Here is a 20,117-nt window from a genome sequence, read left to right as displayed (position 1 = left end):
ACCCGAAGGTAGGAACGCCGCCCTCACCGTTCCCTCACCGTTCCTATGAACCGTTTATGCACGTGCGGGAGGGCGTGCCTCGCGGACCCGGACGCGGCATGCTGATCCCCATGCCCGCGCCTCGATCGCCGCTGACTCGTCCCGACGGCTCGCCCATCCGTGCCCTCGTGGTCGACGACGAGGTCAACCTCGGCGAGCTGCTGCGCATGGCGATGAGCAATGAGGGGTGGGACGCGCGGGCCGCCACCAACGGTCGTGACGCGCTGGAGCTGATGCGCGGCTTCGGTCCGGACCTTCTCGTGCTGGACGTGATGATGCCCGGCCTCGACGGCATCGAGCTGTTGACGCGCATCCGAGCGGCGGGAGATGACCTTCCGGTGCTCTTTCTGACCGCGAGGGATGCCGTCGAGGACCGCATCGCCGGGATCGCCGCCGGCGGCGACGACTACGTGACCAAGCCGTTCAACCTCGAGGAGGTGATCCTGCGGCTGCGTGGGATGGCGCGGCGACACGTCGCGGCCGCCGTCGCGGCGGACACGCTCCTGCGCGTCGGCGATCTCGCGCTCGACGAGGACGCGTACGAGGTCACCAGAGGGGGGAGCGAGATCAAGCTCACCGCGAAGGAGTTCGAGCTGTTGCGCTACCTGATGCAGAACACGCGGCGGGTCGTGAGCAAGGCGCAGATCCTCGACGCCGTCTGGGGGTACGACTTCGGGGGAGACAGCGGCGTCGTGGAGATCTACATCTCGTACCTGCGGCGCAAGATCGATGCGGGCCGTGACCCGCTCATCCACACCGTGCGCGGTGTCGGGTACACGATCAAGGCCTCATGACGCGGCGGCCGGTGACGCTCCAGCGGACCCTGGTGATCGGAGCCATCGCCCTCGTCGCCACCGCCCTCGTGCTCATGAGCGTCGCGACGGTGACGGCATTGCGGGCTTTCGTCTACGACAGACTCGACGAACAGGTCGTCGGGGGTCTCGTTTTCGCCGGCGGTCCCGGAGACGGGCGTGGCTGGCCGCCATCGGAAGAATCGACCGGTGCTCCGACGCCGAGCGCCAGCGCCGGCGTCCCCGCCGAGGGGCGCGGCCCGGCGCCGCGGATCGGCTCCTTGCTGGTGAGGGTTGCGGACGACGGCGCTGTCGCATCGAGCTATACCCGCTCCGACGGCACGGTGCAGACGCTCTCCGACGAGCAGGTCTCGGTGCTTTCCCGCGGCGTTCCGCCCGATGAGGTGCCGGTGACCGTCGAGCTCGGCGCTGAGCTGGGGACGTTCCGCGTCGCGGCGCGGAGCGCGAACGGCTCGACCGTGTTCTCGGGCATCTCCCTCGCCGATGCTGCCGCCACGACGTCCGCGTTGACGACGATCCTCATCGCGGTCGGAGCCGTGACGCTGCTCGCCGCGGTCGTGGGCCTGTCGTTCTTCGTCCGGCGGGCGCTTCGCCCCCTGGACCGCGTCGCCGCCGTCGCGCAGCGGGTGTCCGAGCGGACTCTCGGTCGAGGCCCCGCGGAGATCCCCGATCGCGTCGAGGCGGCGGACACCGACACGCGTACCGAGGTCGGGCGAGTGGGGGCGTCGCTGAACGATCTGCTCGGGCATGTGCAAGCGGCCTTGACCGCCCGCGCTCACAGCGAGAGCGAGCTCCGCCGGTTCATCGCGGATGCCAGCCACGAGCTGCGGACGCCGTTGGCCAGCGTCCGTGGCTACACCCAGCTGACGCTGACCGGGCCCGAGCCGATGACGGCGACGCAGCGGCGCTCGCTCGAGCGCATCGAGTCGGAGGCCCGTCGGATGACCACACTCGTCGAGGATCTGCTGTTGCTCGCGCGATTGGACGCCGGACAGCGATTGCGGGTGGAGGACGTCGAGCTGCCGCTCGTGGCGATCGATGCCGTCAGCGATGCACAGGCCGTCGACCGTGAGAGGGAGTGGCGTCTCGACATCGCCTCCGACGCCCCGCTGACCGTTCCGGGCGACGAGGATCGTCTGCGGCAGGTGGTGGCCAATCTTCTGCGTAACGCGCACGCGCACACCCCGCCCGGCACGATCGTGACGACGTCGATCGAACGCGATGACGACGAGGCGGTGCTCCGCGTGACCGACACGGGGCCGGGGATCGACCCGGCGGTGGCCGATACACTCTTCGAACGCTTCACGCGCGGCGATCGGGCACGCAACCGTGACGCCGGCAGCACGGGCCTCGGACTCTCGATCGCGCAAGCGATCGTGGTCGCGCATCGTGGCACTATCGCCGTGCGCAGCCGTCCCGGCGAGACGACGTTCACCGTCCGTCTGCCCGCGCATCGATCACGTGCAGCGACGGACTCCTAGATTCGACGCCTGCCGTCGCGCCTGATCAGGGGCGCAGCGTCCGCAGCAACTCTCCGATCCGGTGGTCTGCCTCGAGCGGATGCCGCAGAGGAAGGTCTTCGACGCAGTCGTAGCGGTTGCGTCGACCTTCCTTCGTCCGTCGCAGGTACCCGGCGTCGACGAGGTCGGTCAGGATGCCCTGCGCGGTTCGCTCGGTGATGCCGACGGCGTCGGCGATCTCACGGACGCGCGCGCCCGGGTCTCGGGCGACGTAGATGAGCACGTGGGCGTGATTCGTGAGGAACGTCCACTGGCCCATCCGGCCATCGTAGCCGAAGCACACAACGCGAGACGCGAATCCGGACTCACATCACGTGTGATTCAACACCGGCATTGAAATGCATGTATTGTGCATCCCATGTCGATGGCATCCCTGATCGTGACCGCCGCCCTGCTCGTCGCCGTCCTCGTCGCTTCGCTCGCGCGAACCGAAGGGCGTCGCCGGACGGCGGGGTTCGCCGCGGTATGGCCCACGGGCGTGGCCGCGGTCATCGCCGCGGCGGGCCTCTCGCACGAGGTGCTCACCCGGGGCGACATCGCGGGTGCGTCGCTGACGGTCCTCGTCGCGGTGCTGACGCTCGTGGTTCAGGTCTTCGCCGACCGCCATCTGCGGGGCGACCCGCGGGCGCGGGCGTTCTTCGCCCTGTCCGCCCTCGTCGCGGCGGGGTCGACGGTCGCCGTCTCCGCGGACGGTGTCGTGCTCCTTGCCGGGGGGTGGACTGTCGCGACGGCCGGAATGATCGGGCTGATCAGGACCGGGGGTCGTGGGCCGCAGACGCGTGCGGCCGTGCGACGGGCAGCCCTCGCGCTGGGCATGGGCGACGCGGCGCTGTGGCTCGCGGTCGCGATCACGATCACGACGATCGGCTCCGGCGAACTCGCCGACCTCGGAAACCTCCGCGGTGCGCCGGCGGTCGCCGTGGGCGTGCTCGTCGCCGTCGCCGCGATCGCCCGCGCCGGGTCCTTCCCGCTGCACACGTGGCTCGCGGCCACCGCGGCCACGACGACCCCCGCGTCGGCGCTCCTGCACGCGGGTTTCGTCAACGCCGGTGCGCTCCTGCTGCTGCGGTTCGCCGAGGTGCCCTCGGTCATCGGTCCCTGGATCGTCGGGGTCGCGGGCGGGATCACCCTGCTCGCCGCCGCGGTCGCGATGCGCACGCGCCCCGACGTCAAAGGCCGACTCGTGCAATCCACGGCAGCGCAGATGGGCTTCATGCTGCTCGCCTGCGGGATCGGCGCCTTCGGCGTCGCGCTCGTCCACGTCCTCGGCCACGCGCTGTTCAAGGCCAGCCTGTTCCTCGGCGCCGGCTCCGCGGTCGAGCGCGCGATCGCCCTGCGGTCCGCGCCCACGGCACCCCGGTCACGCGGGGGCAGTGCCGCGGCGGCCGGCGCGGTGATCGTCGTCGGAGCGGCCGTGATCCTTCTCGGAGGAGCCGTCGCGCACACCTCGGCCGTCCTGTTGCTCTTCGTCGTGGCCACCGCCGCGCTCGCGGGAGCCCGTCTCGGCGGAGCGACTTCGCCCCTCGGCATCCGCGCCCTGCTCGTCGCCCTGGTCGCCGGCGCCGTCGTCGGATACGTCCTGGTCGTCGCCCGGGGAGCCGAGGCCCTCGCGCCGGTCGCGCCCGCCGCCGCCCTGTCGCCGCTGTTCGCGCTCGCCGTCTTCGTCGTGGCGAGTGTGCTCGCCCTCGTGTCGTTCACGTCCGGGCGCGCGGCGGACGCGGTGTTCGCCTTCGCCTTCGCCTGGGGTCGATCCCCGCTTCCGGCCCCCGCCCGGACCCCCGACGTCACCACACCCCCGACCGCCGCGCGCGGTCCCCTCGAGTACGGGAGGCTCTCATGACCACGAACACCCCGGAATCACGCCGGGCAGCCATCCGGGGGTGGGTCGCCGTCGCCGGTCGGGCGATCTCCCCGCATCACCCCCTCGAGACGTTCATCGCCCGCAATCCGCTCGCCGACTACGAGCACCTCCCGTACGAGGAGGCCCTCCGGGCGGTCGCGCGCGAGCACGGCATCCTGCTCACCCGCGCGGAAGCAGAGTTCCGGGAAATGCACGCGGCCGGGCGCATCACCGACGAGGACCTCGTCGCGGCGCTGCATGTCGTCGTGCCCGAAGCGCGCACTCCGCGCCCGGTGATCGTGGACGGGCGGATCACGAGCATCACGGAGATCCTGCGTCAGGACCTGCTCGTCTCCCCTCCCGCGGTCACGTCGGGAGCATCGATGCCGACTCCGGCCGCGGCGCTCTTCCCGCGCCTCCACGCTCGAGTCGACGACCTCACCGGCCGGTGGCTGGCCGCATTGCTCGGCGCGCCCGCGTGGTCGACACCGATCCGGCGCGGACCGATGTGGGAGACGTGGCGTCGCCTCGCTGCCCTCGACCCGAGCGTGCCCCGGCGCGTGCGCGCTGGCATCCGCACCGCTCCGGTGGATCCCGCGGATGCCATCGACGCGGCGTTGCAGCGCTGGGGCATCGACGACGACGGCGCCGAATCGTTCATCCGCGCGCACCTGCTCGCCCAGCCCGGGTGGACGGCTCTAGTGCGTTCCGTCGGTGACCGGGCCCGGGGGACCGACCTGACCTCGCTCGTCGCGGTCCGCGCGACGTGGGAGCGGCTCCTCCTCCCCGCCGATGCGGCACTGCCGGAGACGACGGCGTCGAGTTCCGACACCGCCGCGCGTCAGGAGGCGGTGGCGCACGCGCTCGGCGCGGACGGGGCAGGGGTCGGTGTTTCGGCGACGCTGCACCGCACGCTCTCGCTCGTCGACGCGACGGCACGTCTGGCCGTCTGGCAGGAGGCGTACGAGCGGCGCGTCGCTCGCACGCTCAGCCCGTCGGCCGAACCGGTGCTGCGTCCTGTCGGTCCTGCCATGGCTCGGCCGCTCGCGCACGCGGTGTTCTGCATCGATCCGCGGTCCGAGAGCTTCCGTCGCCACCTCGAAGCCGCCGCCGACGTCGAGACGCTCGGATTTGCCGGCTTCTTCGCCGTCCCCATCTCGTTCCGCCCGGCCGACGGTTCGCCCGAGGTCGCATCGTGCCCCGTCCTGTTGACGCCGCGCGTGGCGATCAGCGAGTCGTCGGTCGACCGCGACGCCATCACCGGGTGGCGCAGACGTCGCTCGGCGCACCTCGAACGGCGAGCGACCGTGCAGGCTCTCGAGAAATCCACCCTCGCGCCGTACGCGTTCGCCGAGACGGCCGGCTGGGTCTTCGGGGCGGCGGCCGCGGCCCGCACGGTGGCCCCGCGCGCATGGCGGGCAGCGAGCGAGCGGCTGCGCTCGCGGAAACCGCCCACCCATGTCGACGCCGATGTCGTCTTCGGTCTCGAGGAGCGGGTGCTGTACGCCGAGACGGCCCTGCGCATGATGGGGCTCGTCGACGGATTCGCACGCATCGTACTGCTGTGCGGACACGGGGCGTCGGTCACCAACAACCCCTTCGCGTCGAGCCTGCAGTGCGGGGCGTGCGGCGGACACGAGGGAGAGCCCAACGCGCGCGCCGCGGCGATGATCTTCAACGACCCTGCGACGCGTGCGGGGCTGGTCGAGCGCGGCATCCATATCCCCGATGACATGCTCTTCGTGGCCGCGCAGATGGACACCGTGACCGACGAGGTGACAGTGCTCGAGCCGTGGCGCATCCCCGCGACGCACGAGACGGCCATGTGGGAACTCTCCCGCGCGCTCGAGCGGGCCCGCTCCGCGAACGTCGTCGACCGTGCGGCGGAGCTCCCCGGCGCGCCGGTCGGTGCGGCCGACTCCGTCGTCGTGGCGGACGCTCGCCGCCGTGCGGCGGACTGGGCCGAGGCCTACCCCGAGTGGGGGCTCGTCGGCAACGCCGCGTTCATCGTGGGGCCGCGCGCCATCACCGCCGGCCGCGACCTCGGCCGCCGCGCCTTCCTGCACAGCTACGACACGGCCGCCGATCCGGACGGCTCCGGTCTGGAGACGATCCTGACCGCGCCGATGATCGTGGCGCAGTGGATCAACGCGCAGTACGCCGCCTCGACGGTGGCGCCCGACCGCTTCGGTGCCGGACCGAAACCGCTGCACAACGTCGTCGGCACCGTCGGCGTGCTGTCCGGGTTCGGGGGAGACGTGCGCATCGGGCTGCCCTGGCAGTCGGTCGGGGTGGGCCGCGAAGCCCGGCACGAACCGGTCCGGCTGCAGGTGTTCGTGCAGGCGCCCCTCGCGCGCATCAACGCGATCGTCGAGTCGTCGGAGGTGGTGCGCACTCTCGTGCTCCACCGCTGGATCACCCTGCGCGCGCGCGAGCACGACACCGACCGCTGGCTGCGGTTCGGTTCGTACGGCTGGCACACCGAACCCGGCTTCGCCGTCGCCGAAGCCTCCGCCGCGACCGTCGCGCGCGAAGAACAGCGAGAGAAGGAGAACCTGTGATGAGCCTGTCCGACCTCACTCCCATGACGAAGATCGAGGTGGTCGTCGGCAGCGACGACGTCCGCGAGATCGGCGACCTCATGCAGTCGCTCGGGGCGCGCGGCTACACCGCGATCACCGGGGTGGCCGGGGTCGGCCATCACGGCCCGCGGGGCGGGCGTCTGCTGTTCAACGATCACGACGCGCTGACGTTGCTGGTCACGGTCGTGGACCCCGAGCGTGCGGACGCGATCGTGGCCGGCATCCGTCCCATCCTCGATCACGCGTCCGGGGTCATGTTCGTCTCGCCGACGGCCGTGAGCCGCCCCGACTACTTCGCGTGACGCCCAGCAGCGGATGCCGTGCCCCGGCGTCGTACGTCGGCGCCGAGGTCGCGGTCGGCACCCGTCACGGCAAGGAGACGGCCTTCGCCCCGCCTTCGCGCGCTGGCTCGGAGCGTCGGTGCGGGCTGCCCACCTCGCGCGTGCGGGCCGACGTCGACGGGTGCGCCTTCTGCGCCGTTCGGGCGGAGCGCCCCCGGGCTCTGACGCGTGCGGATCCCGCCACGTGCGACGCGTGCAATCCGTGAGCCGCGCACTTGCGGCGGCGGATCCGGGTCAGAGCCCGTCGATGAAGTCTCGGACGGCGGCCGCGACCTCGGGCGAGGCCGGGTACACGTGGTCGGCCGCGGGGAACGTGCTCTCGCGCACCTCTCGCGCGTACGCCTCGACGCCCTCGACCATCGCCTCGCCGACCGCGGCGTAGCGCTTGACGAACACGGGCGGACGCCCCTCGGTGATTCCGAGGAGGTCGTGCTGCACGAGCACCTGTCCGTCGGCCGCGCCCGCGCCGATACCGATCACGGGGATGTCGAGCGCCCGACGGATCTCGTGCACCACATCGGCGGGGACCGCTTCGATCACGAGCGCGAAAGCCCCTGCCGCCTGGACCGCGAGGGCGTCGCGGGCGACCCGGATGGCATCCTCCGCCGTCCGGCCCTGGGCTCGGAGGCCGCCGAGTGCCGTCGCTGTCTGCGGGGTGAGGCCGACGTGGCCCACGACGGGAATGCCCGCGTCGACGATCGCCCGCACACGCGAGAGGCGCGCCGGGTTCGCGCCCTCGATCTTGACCGCCTCGGCGCCCGCCTCGTGCACGAAGCGGACGGAGGTGGCGACGGCCTGCTCGTCGCTCAGCTCGGTCGATCCGAACGGCAGATCGCACAGCAGCAGGGGAGTACGGACCGCCCGGCGCACGGCCTTGGCGAGGGTCAGCATCTCGTCGAGGGTGATGGAGGTGGTGTCGGGGTACCCCAGCACCACCTGTGCGCCGGAGTCGCCGACGAGCACGATGTCGACGCCGGCACGTTCGGCGACGCGACCCGACACGAAGTCGTAGGCGGTGACCATCACGATTGGCGTTTCCGCGTCGGCGAGTTCGCGGAGGCGGCGGAGCGTGACTTTCGGACTCGTCACGGGTGACTCCTGTCGGTGGGGGCGAGGGGAAGGGGGTCGGTGACGCCCGGCACCAGCACCACGTTGTCGATGAGCCGCACGGGCCCGACACGCACAGCGAGGGCCAGCAGGGCAGGGCCCTCCACCTGCGCGATCGGCTCGAGGCTGTCGGCGTCGACCACCTCCACGTACTCGGGCTCCAGCTCGGCGGCGGCGAGATGCTCGCGCACCGTCGCCGCGAGGCGGCGAGGATCCCGGATGCCGGAGGCGAAGGCATCCCGAGATGCCCGAAGCGACCGCGGAATCGCCGCCGCGAGCTCTCGTTCGGTCGGGGAGAGCCGCGTATTGCGGCTGGAACGCGCGAGGCCGTCGGCGTCGCGGGAGGTCGGGCACGTGATGATCTCGACCGGGATGCCGAGGTCGGCCACCATGCGCCGGACCACGACGACCTGCTGCGCATCCTTCGCGCCGAAGTAGGCGCGGTCGGGCTGCACCGCGAGGAGGAGCTTGGAGACGACCGTCGCGACACCGTCGAAGTGGGAGCGGCCGCGGAGGGCTCCCTCGAGCGTGCCGGTGATGGCGCCGCCGACCGACACGGTGGTGGCGAACCCGGCCGGGTACATCTCGCCCTCCGAGGGGGCGAAGATCAGGTCGGTGCCCGCGCCGCCCGCGAGAGCGACATCGGATGCCTCGGTTCGGGGGTAGGCGTCGAGGTCGGCCGCTTCGCCGAACTGCGTCGGGTTGACGAAGATCGACAGCACCACGACGGCGTTCTCGTCGCGCGCGGCACGCAGGAGCGAGAGGTGGCCCTCGTGCAGCGCGCCCATGGTGGGGACGAACCCGATGCTCGAGGCACGGTGCGGTGCGAGGGCCGCGCGCAGCTCGGCGACCGTGCGGACGATGCGGGGACTCATGGGCCCACCGCGGTTTTCGGCTGCTGCGTCGCAGCGAGGTCGCGGGTCGCATCCACCAGCGCGTCGAAGAGCGCCAGACGGTGCGGGAGGCGTTCGGCGATCGCGTCACGTTGCCGCGCGATCGTCGCCGCGTCACCGCGCGAGACGGGCCCGGTGAGGGCACCTGCGGCTCCGCGCTCGGCCCAGTTGTCGACGGCGGCACGCACGAGCGGGACGAGCGCGGCCCGTTCGACTCCCGCGGTTTCGGCGAGCTCCTCCGCCAGCCCTTCGAGCGTGACCAGGAAGTTCGCGGCGATCGAGGCGGCGGCGTGGTACGCCGCGCGGTCCTCATCGCGGACGGCGACCCCCGTCATCCCGAGCACATCGGCGAGAGCCGCGGCCGCGGCGTACGCGCGCGGGGTCGTGCCCGCGAGCGCGGCCGTGGCGCCCGCGAACGTCGCACCGGGCCCGGTGACGGTGAGCAGGGGATGGATGCCGAACGCCTCGTGCGGCGTCAGCGGCGAAAGGTCGAGCGCGCCCGAGAGGTGGCCGACGAGGCGGCCGGGGGCGATGGCGCGCGCGGCATCCGCGATCGCGGCGTCCGGCACGGCGAGCAGGACGATGCCGGCATCCGTCGCGGTCTCTCCCCGCCCCGCGGGTCCGATCACGGGCACCGCGGCGGACTCGAGCGCGTCGGCGAGCGCGCGGCCCATTCGGCCGTCGCCGACGATGAGGACCGGCCCGGAGAGCCGGAGGACGGAGAGGGAGGTGGAGGTCGACATATCGAGCGGCGAGGACCGCGGGGACGGCTTCGCCGTAGAACACCGTACCTCCTGCGGGGGGACAGGGGCCCTCAGGACCTCGGACCGCCCGGCGAGGACACGACCGCCGCGGTGGTGGCATCCACCGCCACTGCCAGGGTGCCGACGTAGCCGTTGCGCGCGTCGCCGGCGAAGCTCGCCATCTCCAGGGCGTAGCCGTCCGAGAACACGTTGTCGTTGTCGAGGCTGCCGATGTCCGAGAGATTCTCCGCGGAACCCGTGTACGCCGCGTCCTGATAGACGGCATCGAGCATGTCCTGCGGAAAGGCGACCTGCGACGTGGCGATCTGGTTGGACACGTTCGTCGCGGAGGCGGCATCCGGGTACACCTCGAAGTGGATGTGGGTCCATCGGCCGCGGTAGCAGCCGGGCACGATCGTGGTGAAGGTCACCCGCCCCTGAGCGTCGGCGACCTGGATGCCGCGCAGGTACGTCTCGGTGACGATCTCGTCGGAGTACATGGAGTATCTGCCGAGCGCGTCGCAGTGCCAGATGTACACCGCGGCGCCGGCGTAAGCGGTGTTGCCGGCCGCCAGGTCGCTCAGCGTGAACGTGAAGGTGAGGGGCACGCCCTCGGCGGTGGTGCCCCCGTCGAGGCTGGAGCGGATGTCGCTGCGGACCATCCCCGACCGTTCGAGCACGTTGAGACCGTTCGTCCCGTCGGCGGGGTAGGGGCCGTTCGTCTCCTGCGGGATCTCTTCCGTCGCGAACGCCGCCGCACTGGCGGTGGGCGTCGCCGTGGCTGTGGCTGTCCCAGTGGGGGTGGATGTCGGGGACGGGGAGGCGGTCGCCGTGACGGTGGCTGCGCTCTGCGGTGTGCAGGCGGCGAGCAACGTCGCGCCGGCACTCAGCCCGACGAGCCCGAGGAGGCCTCGACGATCGACGAGGGTACGCAGATCGAACCCCGCGCCCTGATCGACGACCTCCTCGTCGGGTCGGTGGAGGAGTCGCCCCTCGTAGGCGGGGCCGAGGGGTGTCTGGTCTGGTTCGGGGACGCGGTTCACGAGGACTCCTGGATGCCGAGGGAACGGGACATCCACAGAATGGGCGGGCTACCCTGACCGCACCCTCACGGTTCCTATGGGCGGTCTATGGAGGGCGGGAGCGTGTGCCGCGGGTCGCCACACTGCGCCCGAGTGCGACAAGCTGTGCGGGACGACGGAGGACGTGGGGGCGTGTCTTGAATGACGAAGAAGGCAGCGAGCTCAGACGCCTCTCGGCGCGCACGCGAACGTATGTCGCCGCGATGGTGCTGAGCTTCTTCCTGCAGGGAGCATTCCTCGTGAACGCCGTCCGAAGTGAGGAATCGCTTGGAGCGTGGCTCACCTGGGGAGTCGTCTTCGTCATCGCGCTCGCCGGGATCGTCTTCACCGGAGTGCGGGCGAGCCGCCTCGCCCGGCGTTACCGACGTTTGCGGTGGGGCGAGCGCTGAGACGCCAGCGCGCGTTCCGACGAGTGCTGAGGTGGGCCCCGTGGGGCTCGAACCCACGACCCGCGGATTAAAAGTCCGATGCTCTACCGACTGAGCTAGAGGCCCGCGGCATCCAGCCTACCGGGCCGCGCGAGGCGGATCGTGCACGGGTGGACGCGCAAAGAGCGAGCGCCGGACCCCCTCGCCTGGGGTCCGGCGCTCGCCGTCAGGTCCGATCGGTCATCGATCGGTCGGAAGCGTGGTGATCACGCTCCGAGGACTTACATCGGGGGCATCAGCACCGAGTCGATGAGGTACACCGTGGCGTTGGCGGTCTGCACGCCACCGCAGATGACGTTGGCGTCGTTGACCATGATCGAGTCACCCGAGCCCGAGACGGTGACTTCCTGGCCCTCGACCGTGGCCTGCGCGCCCTCGATCTCGTCGGGGGTCATCTGGCCGGGAACCACGTGGTACGTGAGGATCTTGGTCAGCAGGTCGCTGTCGGTCTTCAGCGTCTCAATCGTGGCGGGGTCGATCTTGGCGAACGCGTCGTCGACCGGAGCGAAGACGGTGAACTCACCACCGTTGAGGGTGTCGACGAGGTTCACGTTGGGGTTCAGCTCGCCGCTGACGGCAGCGGTCAGCGTGGTGAGCAGCGGGTTGTTCGAGGCGGCGACGGCGACCGGGTCGGCAGCCATGCCCTCGACCGAGCCAGCGCCCGAGGGGACGGCCTCGGCGTAGTCGGCGCAGCCGGGGCCGACGAGGTTGGCGGCGGGGTCCATCATGTTGGACGAGGCCGAGGGCGACGCCTCCATGGACGGGGCGGCCGAGGTCTCCTCAGCGGCGCCACCGGCGGTCGAACCACCCGAACATGCGGTGAGAGCGAAGGCCGAGCCCAGGACGAGGGCGAGACCGGCGACGACAGGCTTCTTCTTGGTGAGCATGACATTCCTCCGAAATCGTTCGGACCGCGGCTGCGACCCGTCAGGGACACCCCGGTGCGAGGGGCGGTCCGCCGTGTTGCGGCGTACACAGGGTCTTCGGGATGCCCCCGCCTTCGGATTGCGGAATGTTGCGAAATCCGCCCTGACCCGGCACCCCGATGCCGGAAAAGCCCAGATCAGAGGTGGGGAAATATTCTTGAGAATGTTTTTGCGTGGGTACGGTCCCGCGTGATCCGCCCTGCGTTCGGATGCAGTGGTCACGGTTCTGTACCTCATGCGCGCCACGCGCGCACGAGGAAGGGAAGTCTCGGTGCGGTACGGCATGCTGGGAGGCATGGTGATCGACGGATTCTCTCTCCCCGATGACGGGGCAGACCACGTCGACCACGTCGGAGAATTGCTGCAGAGAGTCGCCGAGGGCGACCGGAATGCCTTCGCCGAGCTGTACGACACGCTGTCTGCTCGCGCGTTCGGTCTCATCCTGCGGGTGCTCGTCGACCGGTCGCAGAGCGAGGAAGTGCTTCAAGAGGTGTTCCTCGAGATCTGGCAATCCGCCGGGCGCTTCACTCCGAAGAAAGGACAAGGAAGGTCGTGGGTCCTCACGATCGCGCACCGACGAGCGGTGGACCGGGTCCGGTCGTCGCAGTCCAGTGCCGATCGTGACGTGCGCGCGGGCTTCCGGGATATCGACGTCGCCTACGACGGTGTCTCCGAAAGAGTAGAACTCAAGATCGAGGGGCGGCGCGTCGTGGATGCACTCGCGACACTGCCCGATCCGCAGAAAGAGGCGATCACTCTCGCCTACTTCGGTGGGTACAGCCAGAGCGAAATCGCTACCCTCGTCGGAGCGCCGCTCGGTACGGTCAAAACACGAATGCGCGACGGCCTGTCGCGATTGAGAATGGAAATGGGGGTGGACAAGTGAACGAGAGGGATTTCGCCGACCTCGCTGCCGGTCACGCGTTGAACGCGCTATCGGAAGCTGATGAGCGCGCGTACCAGGAGGCTCTCGCGGGGAATCCGCACTGGTCCTCCCATGTTCGGGATGCCACCGACGCCGTCGCCGCGATCAGCGCGACGATCGAGCCCGTCGAGCCGCCGGCATCCATTCGGGCTTCGCTGCTCGCGCGGATCACCGATCTGCCGCAGGAGGGCACCGCGGGTCCGGAGTCGAACTCAGCCGACGCGGGGGACTACGCCGCCGCCGGCCCCGCTCCTGTCGTCTCCGAGCCGTCCGCCCCGACCCTGACCACGTCGGGTTGGGGGATGCGCCGCTGGTTCACGCTGGCCGCGTCCATCGTGGCCGTTCTCGTCCTCGGCTTCGGCGCCGTCACCGTCAGCCAGCAGCTGACACGCCCGGCCTCCGTCGTCGCGCTCGAGCAGATCACCACGGCGCCCGACGCGCAGTCGGCGACCGCGACCATGCCCGGCGGTGCCGTCGCGACGGCGCACTGGTCGGCATCCACCGGCCAGAGCGTTCTCGTCACGGAAGGCATGCCGACGCTGCCGGACGACCAGACGTACGAACTGTGGTTCGTGCGGGACGACACCCCCATCGCCGCGGGAATCTTCTCGACGGATGCCGAGGGCAAAGCGACCGCCGTGCTGCAGGGCGAATTCCACTCCGGCGACGTCATCGCCGTGACGGTCGAGCCCGCGGGCGGATCACCGGACGGCACGCCCAGTTCGGCGCCCGTCGTCGCGGTGGCCACCGCCTGAACGCTCTCCCGCGACGGCCCGTGCTTCACGGGGCACGCTCTAGCCTGGAACGATGAGCGATTCCCCCCGCGAGTTTCACAAACCGGTGCGGCGCCCCGCCGAGCTGTTCGACCGGCTCTTCGCGGCGGACGACCCCGCCGAGGTGTCGCGCGTCGCGCACAGCACCGCTCAGGCCCTGCTGTCGCGCGTCCGCGCTGACCCGACCGTCGACGTGGTCGAACGGCTCGTCGCCTTCACCGACGACAACGGCATCGACGACATCGCCGAACTGTGGTCGCGCTCTCCTGCCCGCTCGCTGCCCGGCGCCCTGTGGCGGCTGTACCTGCTGCAGCTCATGATCCACGACGACGCGGCCACCGCCGCACTGCTGTACGAGCGGGGGCGCGGCGAGATGGCCACGGTCGATCCGGTGGTGGTCGGTGCGCCGGCGCCCGCCGGACCGGAAGAACTGGTGCAGCTGATCGACACCATCCTTCGCGGCCTGTTCCAGGGGGATTTCGCTGTCGCCCTCGAGCGCGCCGCCGCGTTCTGCCGCGTGCAGGCGTCCGGATCCACGCATCTCGCCGACGACTACGAAAACACCGAGTCCGAGCGCGCGACGGCACTCACGACGCGCGCGCTGCGGCTGTCCACGTACGCCGACGATCTCGCCGCGGCTGCGGCCCTGTGGCGTCGTGACGCGCTGACCTGACCGCGCTCGCGCCGTCCCGCGCCCGCCGTCGCGCCGAGCAGCGCCCAGGCTCGGCCTCAGGGCCTGCGGCGAGCCCAACCGTCGAGACAAAGAAAGTGCCGGGCCGCAGAACGCCTCTCGGCGCAAGGCCGCTCGCAGCGGCAGAAGATGGAGCCCGGGGTTACTGCGGCCCGGCTATGAAAGTGTAACAAGCGCATGCCTGAGGCATTCCCTCGGGCGGGGTGGTTGACGCGGCCCGGGCGTGTCGGTAGGAGGGCATAGAGTCGATCCATGGCTTGGCGTTTCGCGCTCGTGATCGACTCCGTGGCATCCGGTTCCGGGCGTGGAGACTTCTCCGACACGTTCACGGTCGTCGACCCGGCCGGTCCGGTGCTGAGCCTCGGCGAGCTGAGCGCCCAGCGCGGAGACGGCGTCTTCGAATCGCTCGGCGTGGTCGACGGCCACGCGCAGGAGGTGGGGCCGCACCTCGACCGCCTCGCGCACTCCGCACGGCTGTGCGACCTGCCGGCCCCGAACCTCGATCAGTGGCGCGCGGCGATCGCCCGCGTCGCCGTCGAGGCGGGACCGGGGGAGTCCGTCATCAAACTCATCCTCAGCCGCGGGGTCGAAGACGGCCCGTCGCCGACCGCGTGGGTGACCCTGGGCGACGCCCCCGACAACGCGCGCTCCCGCACCGAGGGGGTGCGCGTCGCGACCCTCGACCGCGGGTACGCGCTCGACACGCCGAGCCGAGCGCCCTGGCTGCTCCTCGGGGCCAAAACCCTGTCGTACGCGGTGAACATGGCTGCGATCCGCGAGGCCAAGCGGCGGGGGGCCGACGACGCCGTCTTCGTCACGACCGACGGCTTCGTGCTGGAAGCTCCCACGGCATCCGTCCTGCTCCGTTTCGGCGACCGGTTCGTCACCCCCGCCCCGGCCGCCGGGATCCTGCACGGCACGACGCAGCTCAGCCTCTTCGCCCTGCTCGAGCGGCGCGGTTTCCGCACCGCATACGAGACGGTGCCGGTCCAAGACCTCGTGCGGGCGGATGCCGCGTGGCTGCTGTCGAGCGTGCGACTCGCGGCCCCGATCGCCGCTGTCGATGGCGAAGTCCGACCCGTCGATCGGGTGTTCACCGACGAGCTGAACGCCTACCTGCTCTCCCCGCGCGAGTGATCCGGAAACGACGACGGCCCCGCCGAAGCGGGGCCGTCGTGGAACCGGGGCTTATCCGAAGCGGCCCGAGACGTAATCCTCGGTCGCCTGCACGGCCGGGGTGGTGAAGATCGTCGCGGTGTCGTTGTACTCGATGAGCTTGCCCGGCTTGCCGGTGCCGGCGATGTTGAAGAACGCCGTCTTGTCGCTCACGCGAGAGGCCTGCTGCATGTTGTGGGTCACGATGACGATCGTGTACTCGTTCTTCAGCTCGCTGATGAGCTCCTCGATCGCAAAGGTCGAGATCGGGTCGAGCGCCGAGCACGGCTCATCCATGAGCAGCACATCGGGCGACACGGCGATGGCGCGGGCGATGCACAGACGCTGCTGCTGACCGCCGGACAGGCCCGAGCCCGGGCGGTCGAGGCGGTCCTTGACCTCGTTCCACAGGTTCGCGCCCTTCAGCGACTTCTCCACGAGCGCGTCGGCGTCGGACTTGGAGATGCGCCGGTTGTTCAGCTTCACGCCGGCCAGGACGTTCTCGCGGATCGACATCGTCGGGAAGGGGTTCGGGCGCTGGAAGACCATGCCGACCTGACGGCGCACGAGCACCGGGTCGACACCCGCGCCGTACAGGTCGTCGCCGTCGAGCAGCACGGATCCCTCGACGCGGGCGCCGGGAATGACCTCGTGCATGCGGTTCAGCGTGCGCAGGAAGGTGGACTTGCCACAGCCGGACGGGCCGATGAAGGCGGTGACGCTGCGGGGCTCGATATCGAGGGACACACCCTCGACGGCGAGGAAGTCGCCGTAGTAGACGTTCAGATCGTTGACTTCGATGCTCTTGGACACGATTCCTCGGGTGTTTCTACTGGGGTCTGACGATAAAGGGTTCAGCGGCCGAGCTTGGGCGAGAAGATCTTCGCCACGACGCGGGCTACGAGGTTCAACACCATGACGATGACGATGAGCACCAGGGCGGCGCCCCAGGCCCGATCGACGAAGGCCGTGGCCGGGATGCCCTGGTTCATGTACTGCGAGTACGCGAACACCGGCAGCGTCATCATGCGGCCGCTGAAGAGGTCGTAGTTGACGGAGGTGGCCACACCGGCGGTGAGCAGCAGCGGGGCGGTCTCGCCGATCACGCGCGAGATCGACAGCATGACGCCGGTTGTGATGCCCGCGACCGCGGTCGGCAGGACCACCTTGCTGATGGTGAGCCACTTGGGCACGCCCAGGGCGTACGAGGCCTCGCGCAACTCGTTCGGCACCAGACGCAGCATTTCCTCGGTCGAGCGCACCACGACCGGGATCATCAGCACGGACAGGGCGATCGCGCCCATGATGCCCATGCGGATGCCGGGACCGAAGATCAGCGCGAACAGGGCGTAGGCGAACAGACCCGCGACGATCGAGGGGATGCCGGTCATGACGTCGACGAGGAACGTGATGGCCTGCGCGAGACGACGCCCCGCGCCGTACTCGATGAGGTAGATCGCGGTGAAGATGCCGATCGGGATCGAGATGATCGCGGCCGCCAGCGTGATCATCAGCGTTCCGACGATCGCGTGGAGAGCGCCGCCGCCCTCACCGACGACGTTGCGCATCGAGGAGCTGAAGAACTCTCCGGTGATGCCGTTGACGCCATTGGTCACGACGGTCACGGCGACCGAGACCAGAGGCACCATCGCGATGGCGAAAGCGGTGACCACGATGCCGGTGACGAGGCGGTCGACGCCCTTCCGGCGGCCCTCGACGATCGTCGAGGTCACGGTGATGAAGATCAGGTACAGGATCGCGGTGACGACGGCCCAGCCGGCGATGTTGAAGCCGCCGGCCCCGCCGAGAGCCAGGATGCCGAACAGGGCGGCGCTCAGCGCAGCCGAGGCGACGAGGATCGCCCACGGGGCCCACGACGGCAGATGGCCGCCACGGAGGCCGCTGACGGGCGCGACCGGCGACTCCGTGGCCGGTGTCTGGGGAGCGGTGGTGGTCGTGGTCATGTCAGTTGGCCCCCGAGAATTCCTTGCGACGGCTCACGACGTAGCGCGCCAGCGCATTCACAGCGAAAGTGACAATGAAGAGCACAAGGCCGGTGGCGATGAGCACGTTGACGTTGAAGCCGTAGGCCTCGGGGAAGGTGAGCGCGATGTTGGCGGGGATCGTGCTCGGGTTCTCGGACGTGAAGAGCTGGAAGGTGACGACACCGGATGCCGAGAGCACCAGGGCCACCGCCATGGTCTCGCCGAGCGCACGGCCCAGGCCCAGCATCGAGGCCGAGACGATTCCGCTGCGACCGAAGGGGAAGACGGCCATGCGGATCATCTCCCAGCGCGTGGCGCCGAGGGCGAGCGCGGCCTCTTCGTGGAGGACGGGGGTCTGCAGGAAGATCTCACGACAGATCGCCGTGATGATGGGCGTGATCATGACGGCGAGGACGACGGCGGCGGTGAGGATCGTTCGGCCCGTCGCCGACACCGTGCCGGAGAAGAGCGGGAACCAGCCGGCGTTGGTGTTGAGCCACGCGTAGACCGGCTGGATCGCGGGAGCGAGAACCAGGATGCCCCACAGGCCGAAGACGACCGAGGGGACGGCCGCCAGGAGGTCGACGATGTAGCCGAGGCCCTGAGCCAACCGGCGCGGCGCGTAGTGCGAGATGAAGAGGGCGACGCAGACCGACAGCGGCACGGCGAGGATGAGGGCCAGGATCGAAGCCCAGATCGTTCCGAAGGCGAGAGGGCCGACGTAGGCCCAGAAGTTGCTGCCCAGGACCGAGGCGTTCTCGCTCGTGGCGGTGAAGCCAGGAATGGACTGGACGACGAGGAAGATCGTCACCGCGGCGAGCGTGACGAGAATCATCGACCCTGCGAACAGGGCGGTACCGGAGAAGACGCGGTCTCCGGGGCGTTGCTTCGGCTTTTCGGGTGCCGGAGCAGTGGTGGCTGTCATGGCTTCCTGTTTCGGGTCGATAACGGGCGGAAACCCGGCCCGACGCGGTGACGCATCGGGCCGGGCATCCAAAGGGGTGATTACTCCGCGACGATCAGGTCGATCGCCGAGTTCACGCGCTCGCGCAGCGTGTCGGTGATGGGGGCGCTACCGGCCGCCTCGGCGGCCGCCTGCTGGCCCTCTTCGCTCGCGACGTACTGCAGGAACGACTTCACGATCGGAGCGCTCGACGCGTCGGCGTACTCCTGGCACGCGATCATGTAGCTGATGAGGACGATCGGGTAGACGCCCGCCTCCTGCGAGTCGCGCTCGAGCTCGATCGCGAGGTCGCCCTCGGTGCGGCCCTCGACGAACGGCGAGGCGTCGACGATGGCGGCGGCAGCCTCGGGCGAGTAGGCGACGAACTCTTCGCCGACCTTGATCGCGACCGTGGACAGGCCTTCCTCGGCGGCGCGCGACGCGTCGGCGTAGCCGATGGTGCCGTTGGCGCCGGAGACGGCCGAGACGACACCGGAGGTGCCGTTGGCGGCCTCGCCCGAGCTCAGCGGCCACTCGCCGTCGGGCTCCGACGTCCAGACGCTCGGGGCGGCCTGGTAGAGGTAGTCGGTGAAGTTCTCGGTGGTGCCCGAGTCGTCCTGACGGTGGACGGGGGTCACGGCGAGGTCGGGCAGGGTGACACCCGGGTTGGTCGCGGCGATGGCCGGGTCGTTCCAGTTGGTGATCGTGCCGGCGAACAGGCCCGCCACCGTCGCGGCGTCGAGGTTGAGCGAGTCGACACCCTCGAGGTTGAAGATGACGGCGATCGGCGAGATGTAGGTCGGCAGCTCGATGATGCCCGAGCCGTCGACGCATGCGGCGAACTCGCCGGAGGCGATCTCCTCGTCGTTGAATGCGCGGTCGGAGCCGACGAAGGGGAAGGCGCCGGCCTGGAACGACTCGCGTCCCGCACCCGAACCCGAGGGCTCGTAGGTGATGGTGACGTCGGGGTTGGCGGTCTGGAAACCGGCGGTCCAGGCCTGGACCGCGACCTCCTGAGCCGACGAGCCGCCGCTGGCGACCTCGCCGGAGAGCGTGGAGCCCGAGCCGCCACCGTCGGTGCTGCCGGATCCGCCCTCGTTCGCGGCACAACCGGCGAGAGCGAGTGCTGCGACGGCCGAGACGGCGCCGAGCTGGGCGAAGCGAGTGATCTTCACGATGTGGAATCCTTCTGGATATCGGGTGCTGTGGTCGAAACCCTGTGCGGGGTTCGCCGGGAACGCTAAACGCCGACCCTTACCAGAGTGCGTTGCACGGGTGAACGGAAGGTGAACCGGGGCGGCCTTTCCGGGGCGTTTCCCCGGCCCGTATACG

The 20,117-nt window shown here is 70.3% G+C and carries 20 protein-coding genes and 1 tRNA gene; 10 read left to right on the top strand and 11 right to left on the bottom strand.

Going from position 1 to position 20,117, the window contains the following annotated elements; genetic code table 11:
• The first annotated feature begins 110 nt into the window (after window positions 1–110).
• Window positions 111–833 (top strand): response regulator transcription factor, encoded by a 723-nt coding sequence (locus tag P5G46_RS04660; protein WP_275437944.1) that lies wholly within the window; start codon window positions 111–113, stop codon window positions 831–833.
• On the top strand, window positions 830–2,332 hold the full coding sequence (locus P5G46_RS04655) for a sensor histidine kinase (protein ID WP_408905079.1): 1,503 nt from the start codon (window positions 830–832) through the stop codon (window positions 2,330–2,332). The genes P5G46_RS04660 and P5G46_RS04655 overlap by 4 nt, the downstream gene beginning before the upstream one ends.
• A 25-nt stretch (window positions 2,333–2,357) precedes the next feature.
• Here P5G46_RS04655 and P5G46_RS04650 read toward each other — a convergent pair whose 3' ends face one another.
• Complete coding sequence (locus P5G46_RS04650; protein WP_239275101.1) at window positions 2,358–2,630, bottom strand: helix-turn-helix transcriptional regulator; 273 nt, start codon at window positions 2,628–2,630, stop codon at window positions 2,358–2,360.
• A 99-nt stretch (window positions 2,631–2,729) separates the two neighbouring features.
• Here P5G46_RS04650 and P5G46_RS04645 point away from each other — a divergent pair, with 99 nt between their 5' ends.
• Genes P5G46_RS04645 through P5G46_RS04635 form a run of 3 tightly spaced genes read left to right on the top strand, consistent with a single transcriptional unit; the run spans window position 2,730 to window position 7,095 of the window.
• Entirely contained in the window at window positions 2,730–4,211 is a 1,482-nt protein-coding gene (locus P5G46_RS04645; protein ID WP_408905078.1) for a proton-conducting transporter transmembrane domain-containing protein, read from the top strand.
• Window positions 4,208–6,772 carry a DUF2309 domain-containing protein gene (locus P5G46_RS04640; protein WP_408905077.1) on the top strand — a complete coding sequence of 855 codons (2,565 nt, stop codon included), beginning with the start codon at window positions 4,208–4,210 and terminating at the stop codon, window positions 6,770–6,772. Before P5G46_RS04645 ends, P5G46_RS04640 begins: the two co-directional genes overlap by 4 nt.
• Window positions 6,772–7,095: a P-II family nitrogen regulator gene (locus P5G46_RS04635; protein WP_375095845.1), complete on the top strand. Its 324-nt coding sequence runs from the start codon at window positions 6,772–6,774 to the stop codon at window positions 7,093–7,095. The genes P5G46_RS04640 and P5G46_RS04635 overlap by 1 nt, the downstream gene beginning before the upstream one ends.
• Before the next feature lie 273 nt (window positions 7,096–7,368).
• Here P5G46_RS04635 and panB read toward each other — a convergent pair whose 3' ends face one another.
• The 4 genes from panB to P5G46_RS04615 all read right to left on the bottom strand — a co-directional run bounded on the left by panB (window position 7,369) and on the right by P5G46_RS04615 (window position 10,920).
• Entirely contained in the window at window positions 7,369–8,223 is an 855-nt protein-coding gene (gene panB, locus P5G46_RS04630) for a 3-methyl-2-oxobutanoate hydroxymethyltransferase (RefSeq protein ID WP_408905076.1), read from the bottom strand.
• Window positions 8,220–9,116 carry a pantoate--beta-alanine ligase gene (panC, locus tag P5G46_RS04625; RefSeq protein WP_408905075.1) on the bottom strand — a complete coding sequence of 299 codons (897 nt, stop codon included), beginning with the start codon at window positions 9,114–9,116 and terminating at the stop codon, window positions 8,220–8,222. Before panC ends, panB begins: the two co-directional genes overlap by 4 nt.
• The gene (locus P5G46_RS04620; RefSeq protein WP_408905074.1) at window positions 9,113–9,877 is read right to left on the bottom strand and encodes a DUF2520 domain-containing protein; all 765 of its coding nucleotides are present in this window, start codon (window positions 9,875–9,877) and stop codon (window positions 9,113–9,115) included. Before P5G46_RS04620 ends, panC begins: the two co-directional genes overlap by 4 nt.
• Window positions 9,878–9,948: 71 nt before the next feature.
• Complete coding sequence (locus P5G46_RS04615; RefSeq protein ID WP_408905073.1) at window positions 9,949–10,920, bottom strand: intradiol ring-cleavage dioxygenase; 972 nt, start codon at window positions 10,918–10,920, stop codon at window positions 9,949–9,951.
• Between the two features lie 176 nt (window positions 10,921–11,096).
• On the opposite strand from P5G46_RS04615, the gene P5G46_RS04610 reads away from it, so the two are divergent.
• On the top strand, window positions 11,097–11,348 hold the full coding sequence (locus P5G46_RS04610; protein WP_408905072.1) for a hypothetical protein: 252 nt from the start codon (window positions 11,097–11,099) through the stop codon (window positions 11,346–11,348).
• A 32-nt stretch (window positions 11,349–11,380) separates the two neighbouring features.
• Here P5G46_RS04610 and P5G46_RS04605 read toward each other — a convergent pair.
• A tRNA-Lys gene (locus P5G46_RS04605) sits at window positions 11,381–11,453 on the bottom strand.
• 155 nt (window positions 11,454–11,608) lie between these two features.
• Window positions 11,609–12,274 (bottom strand): fasciclin domain-containing protein, encoded by a 666-nt coding sequence (locus P5G46_RS04600; RefSeq protein WP_408905071.1) that lies wholly within the window; start codon window positions 12,272–12,274, stop codon window positions 11,609–11,611.
• Between the two features lie 322 nt (window positions 12,275–12,596).
• Between P5G46_RS04600 and sigK the strand changes: the two genes are divergently transcribed.
• From sigK to P5G46_RS04580, 4 genes are all read left to right on the top strand, one after another.
• A complete protein-coding gene (gene sigK, locus P5G46_RS04595) occupies window positions 12,597–13,199 on the top strand; it encodes an ECF RNA polymerase sigma factor SigK (RefSeq protein ID WP_239275180.1) in 603 nt (200 codons plus the stop codon).
• Window positions 13,196–13,993 carry an anti-sigma factor gene (locus P5G46_RS04590; RefSeq protein WP_408905070.1) on the top strand — a complete coding sequence of 266 codons (798 nt, stop codon included), beginning with the start codon at window positions 13,196–13,198 and terminating at the stop codon, window positions 13,991–13,993. The genes sigK and P5G46_RS04590 overlap by 4 nt, the downstream gene beginning before the upstream one ends.
• A 52-nt stretch (window positions 13,994–14,045) precedes the next feature.
• Window positions 14,046–14,684: a DNA-directed RNA polymerase subunit beta gene (locus P5G46_RS04585; protein WP_239275090.1), complete on the top strand. Its 639-nt coding sequence runs from the start codon at window positions 14,046–14,048 to the stop codon at window positions 14,682–14,684.
• Between the two features lie 270 nt (window positions 14,685–14,954).
• A complete protein-coding gene (locus tag P5G46_RS04580; protein ID WP_408905069.1) occupies window positions 14,955–15,839 on the top strand; it encodes an aminodeoxychorismate lyase in 885 nt (294 codons plus the stop codon).
• A gap of 51 nt (window positions 15,840–15,890) precedes the next feature.
• Here P5G46_RS04580 and pstB read toward each other — a convergent pair whose 3' ends face one another.
• The 4 genes from pstB to pstS form a co-directional block, all read right to left on the bottom strand.
• The gene (gene pstB, locus P5G46_RS04575; RefSeq protein ID WP_239275088.1) at window positions 15,891–16,670 is read right to left on the bottom strand and encodes a phosphate ABC transporter ATP-binding protein PstB; all 780 of its coding nucleotides are present in this window, start codon (window positions 16,668–16,670) and stop codon (window positions 15,891–15,893) included.
• 41 nt (window positions 16,671–16,711) lie between these two features.
• Window positions 16,712–17,821 (bottom strand): phosphate ABC transporter permease PstA, encoded by a 1,110-nt coding sequence (pstA, locus tag P5G46_RS04570; protein ID WP_408905068.1) that lies wholly within the window; start codon window positions 17,819–17,821, stop codon window positions 16,712–16,714.
• 1 nt (window position 17,822) lies between these two features.
• A complete protein-coding gene (gene pstC, locus P5G46_RS04565; RefSeq protein WP_408905067.1) occupies window positions 17,823–18,767 on the bottom strand; it encodes a phosphate ABC transporter permease subunit PstC in 945 nt (314 codons plus the stop codon).
• 80 nt (window positions 18,768–18,847) lie between these two features.
• Window positions 18,848–19,960 carry a phosphate ABC transporter substrate-binding protein PstS gene (pstS, locus tag P5G46_RS04560; protein ID WP_408905066.1) on the bottom strand — a complete coding sequence of 371 codons (1,113 nt, stop codon included), beginning with the start codon at window positions 19,958–19,960 and terminating at the stop codon, window positions 18,848–18,850.
• Window positions 19,961–20,117 lie beyond the last annotated feature (157 nt).

The sequence above is a fragment of the Microbacterium mcarthurae genome (assembly GCF_046064585.1).
Classification (GTDB): domain Bacteria; phylum Actinomycetota; class Actinomycetes; order Actinomycetales; family Microbacteriaceae; genus Microbacterium; species Microbacterium mcarthurae.
This window is presented reverse-complemented; position numbering and strand designations above follow the sequence as displayed.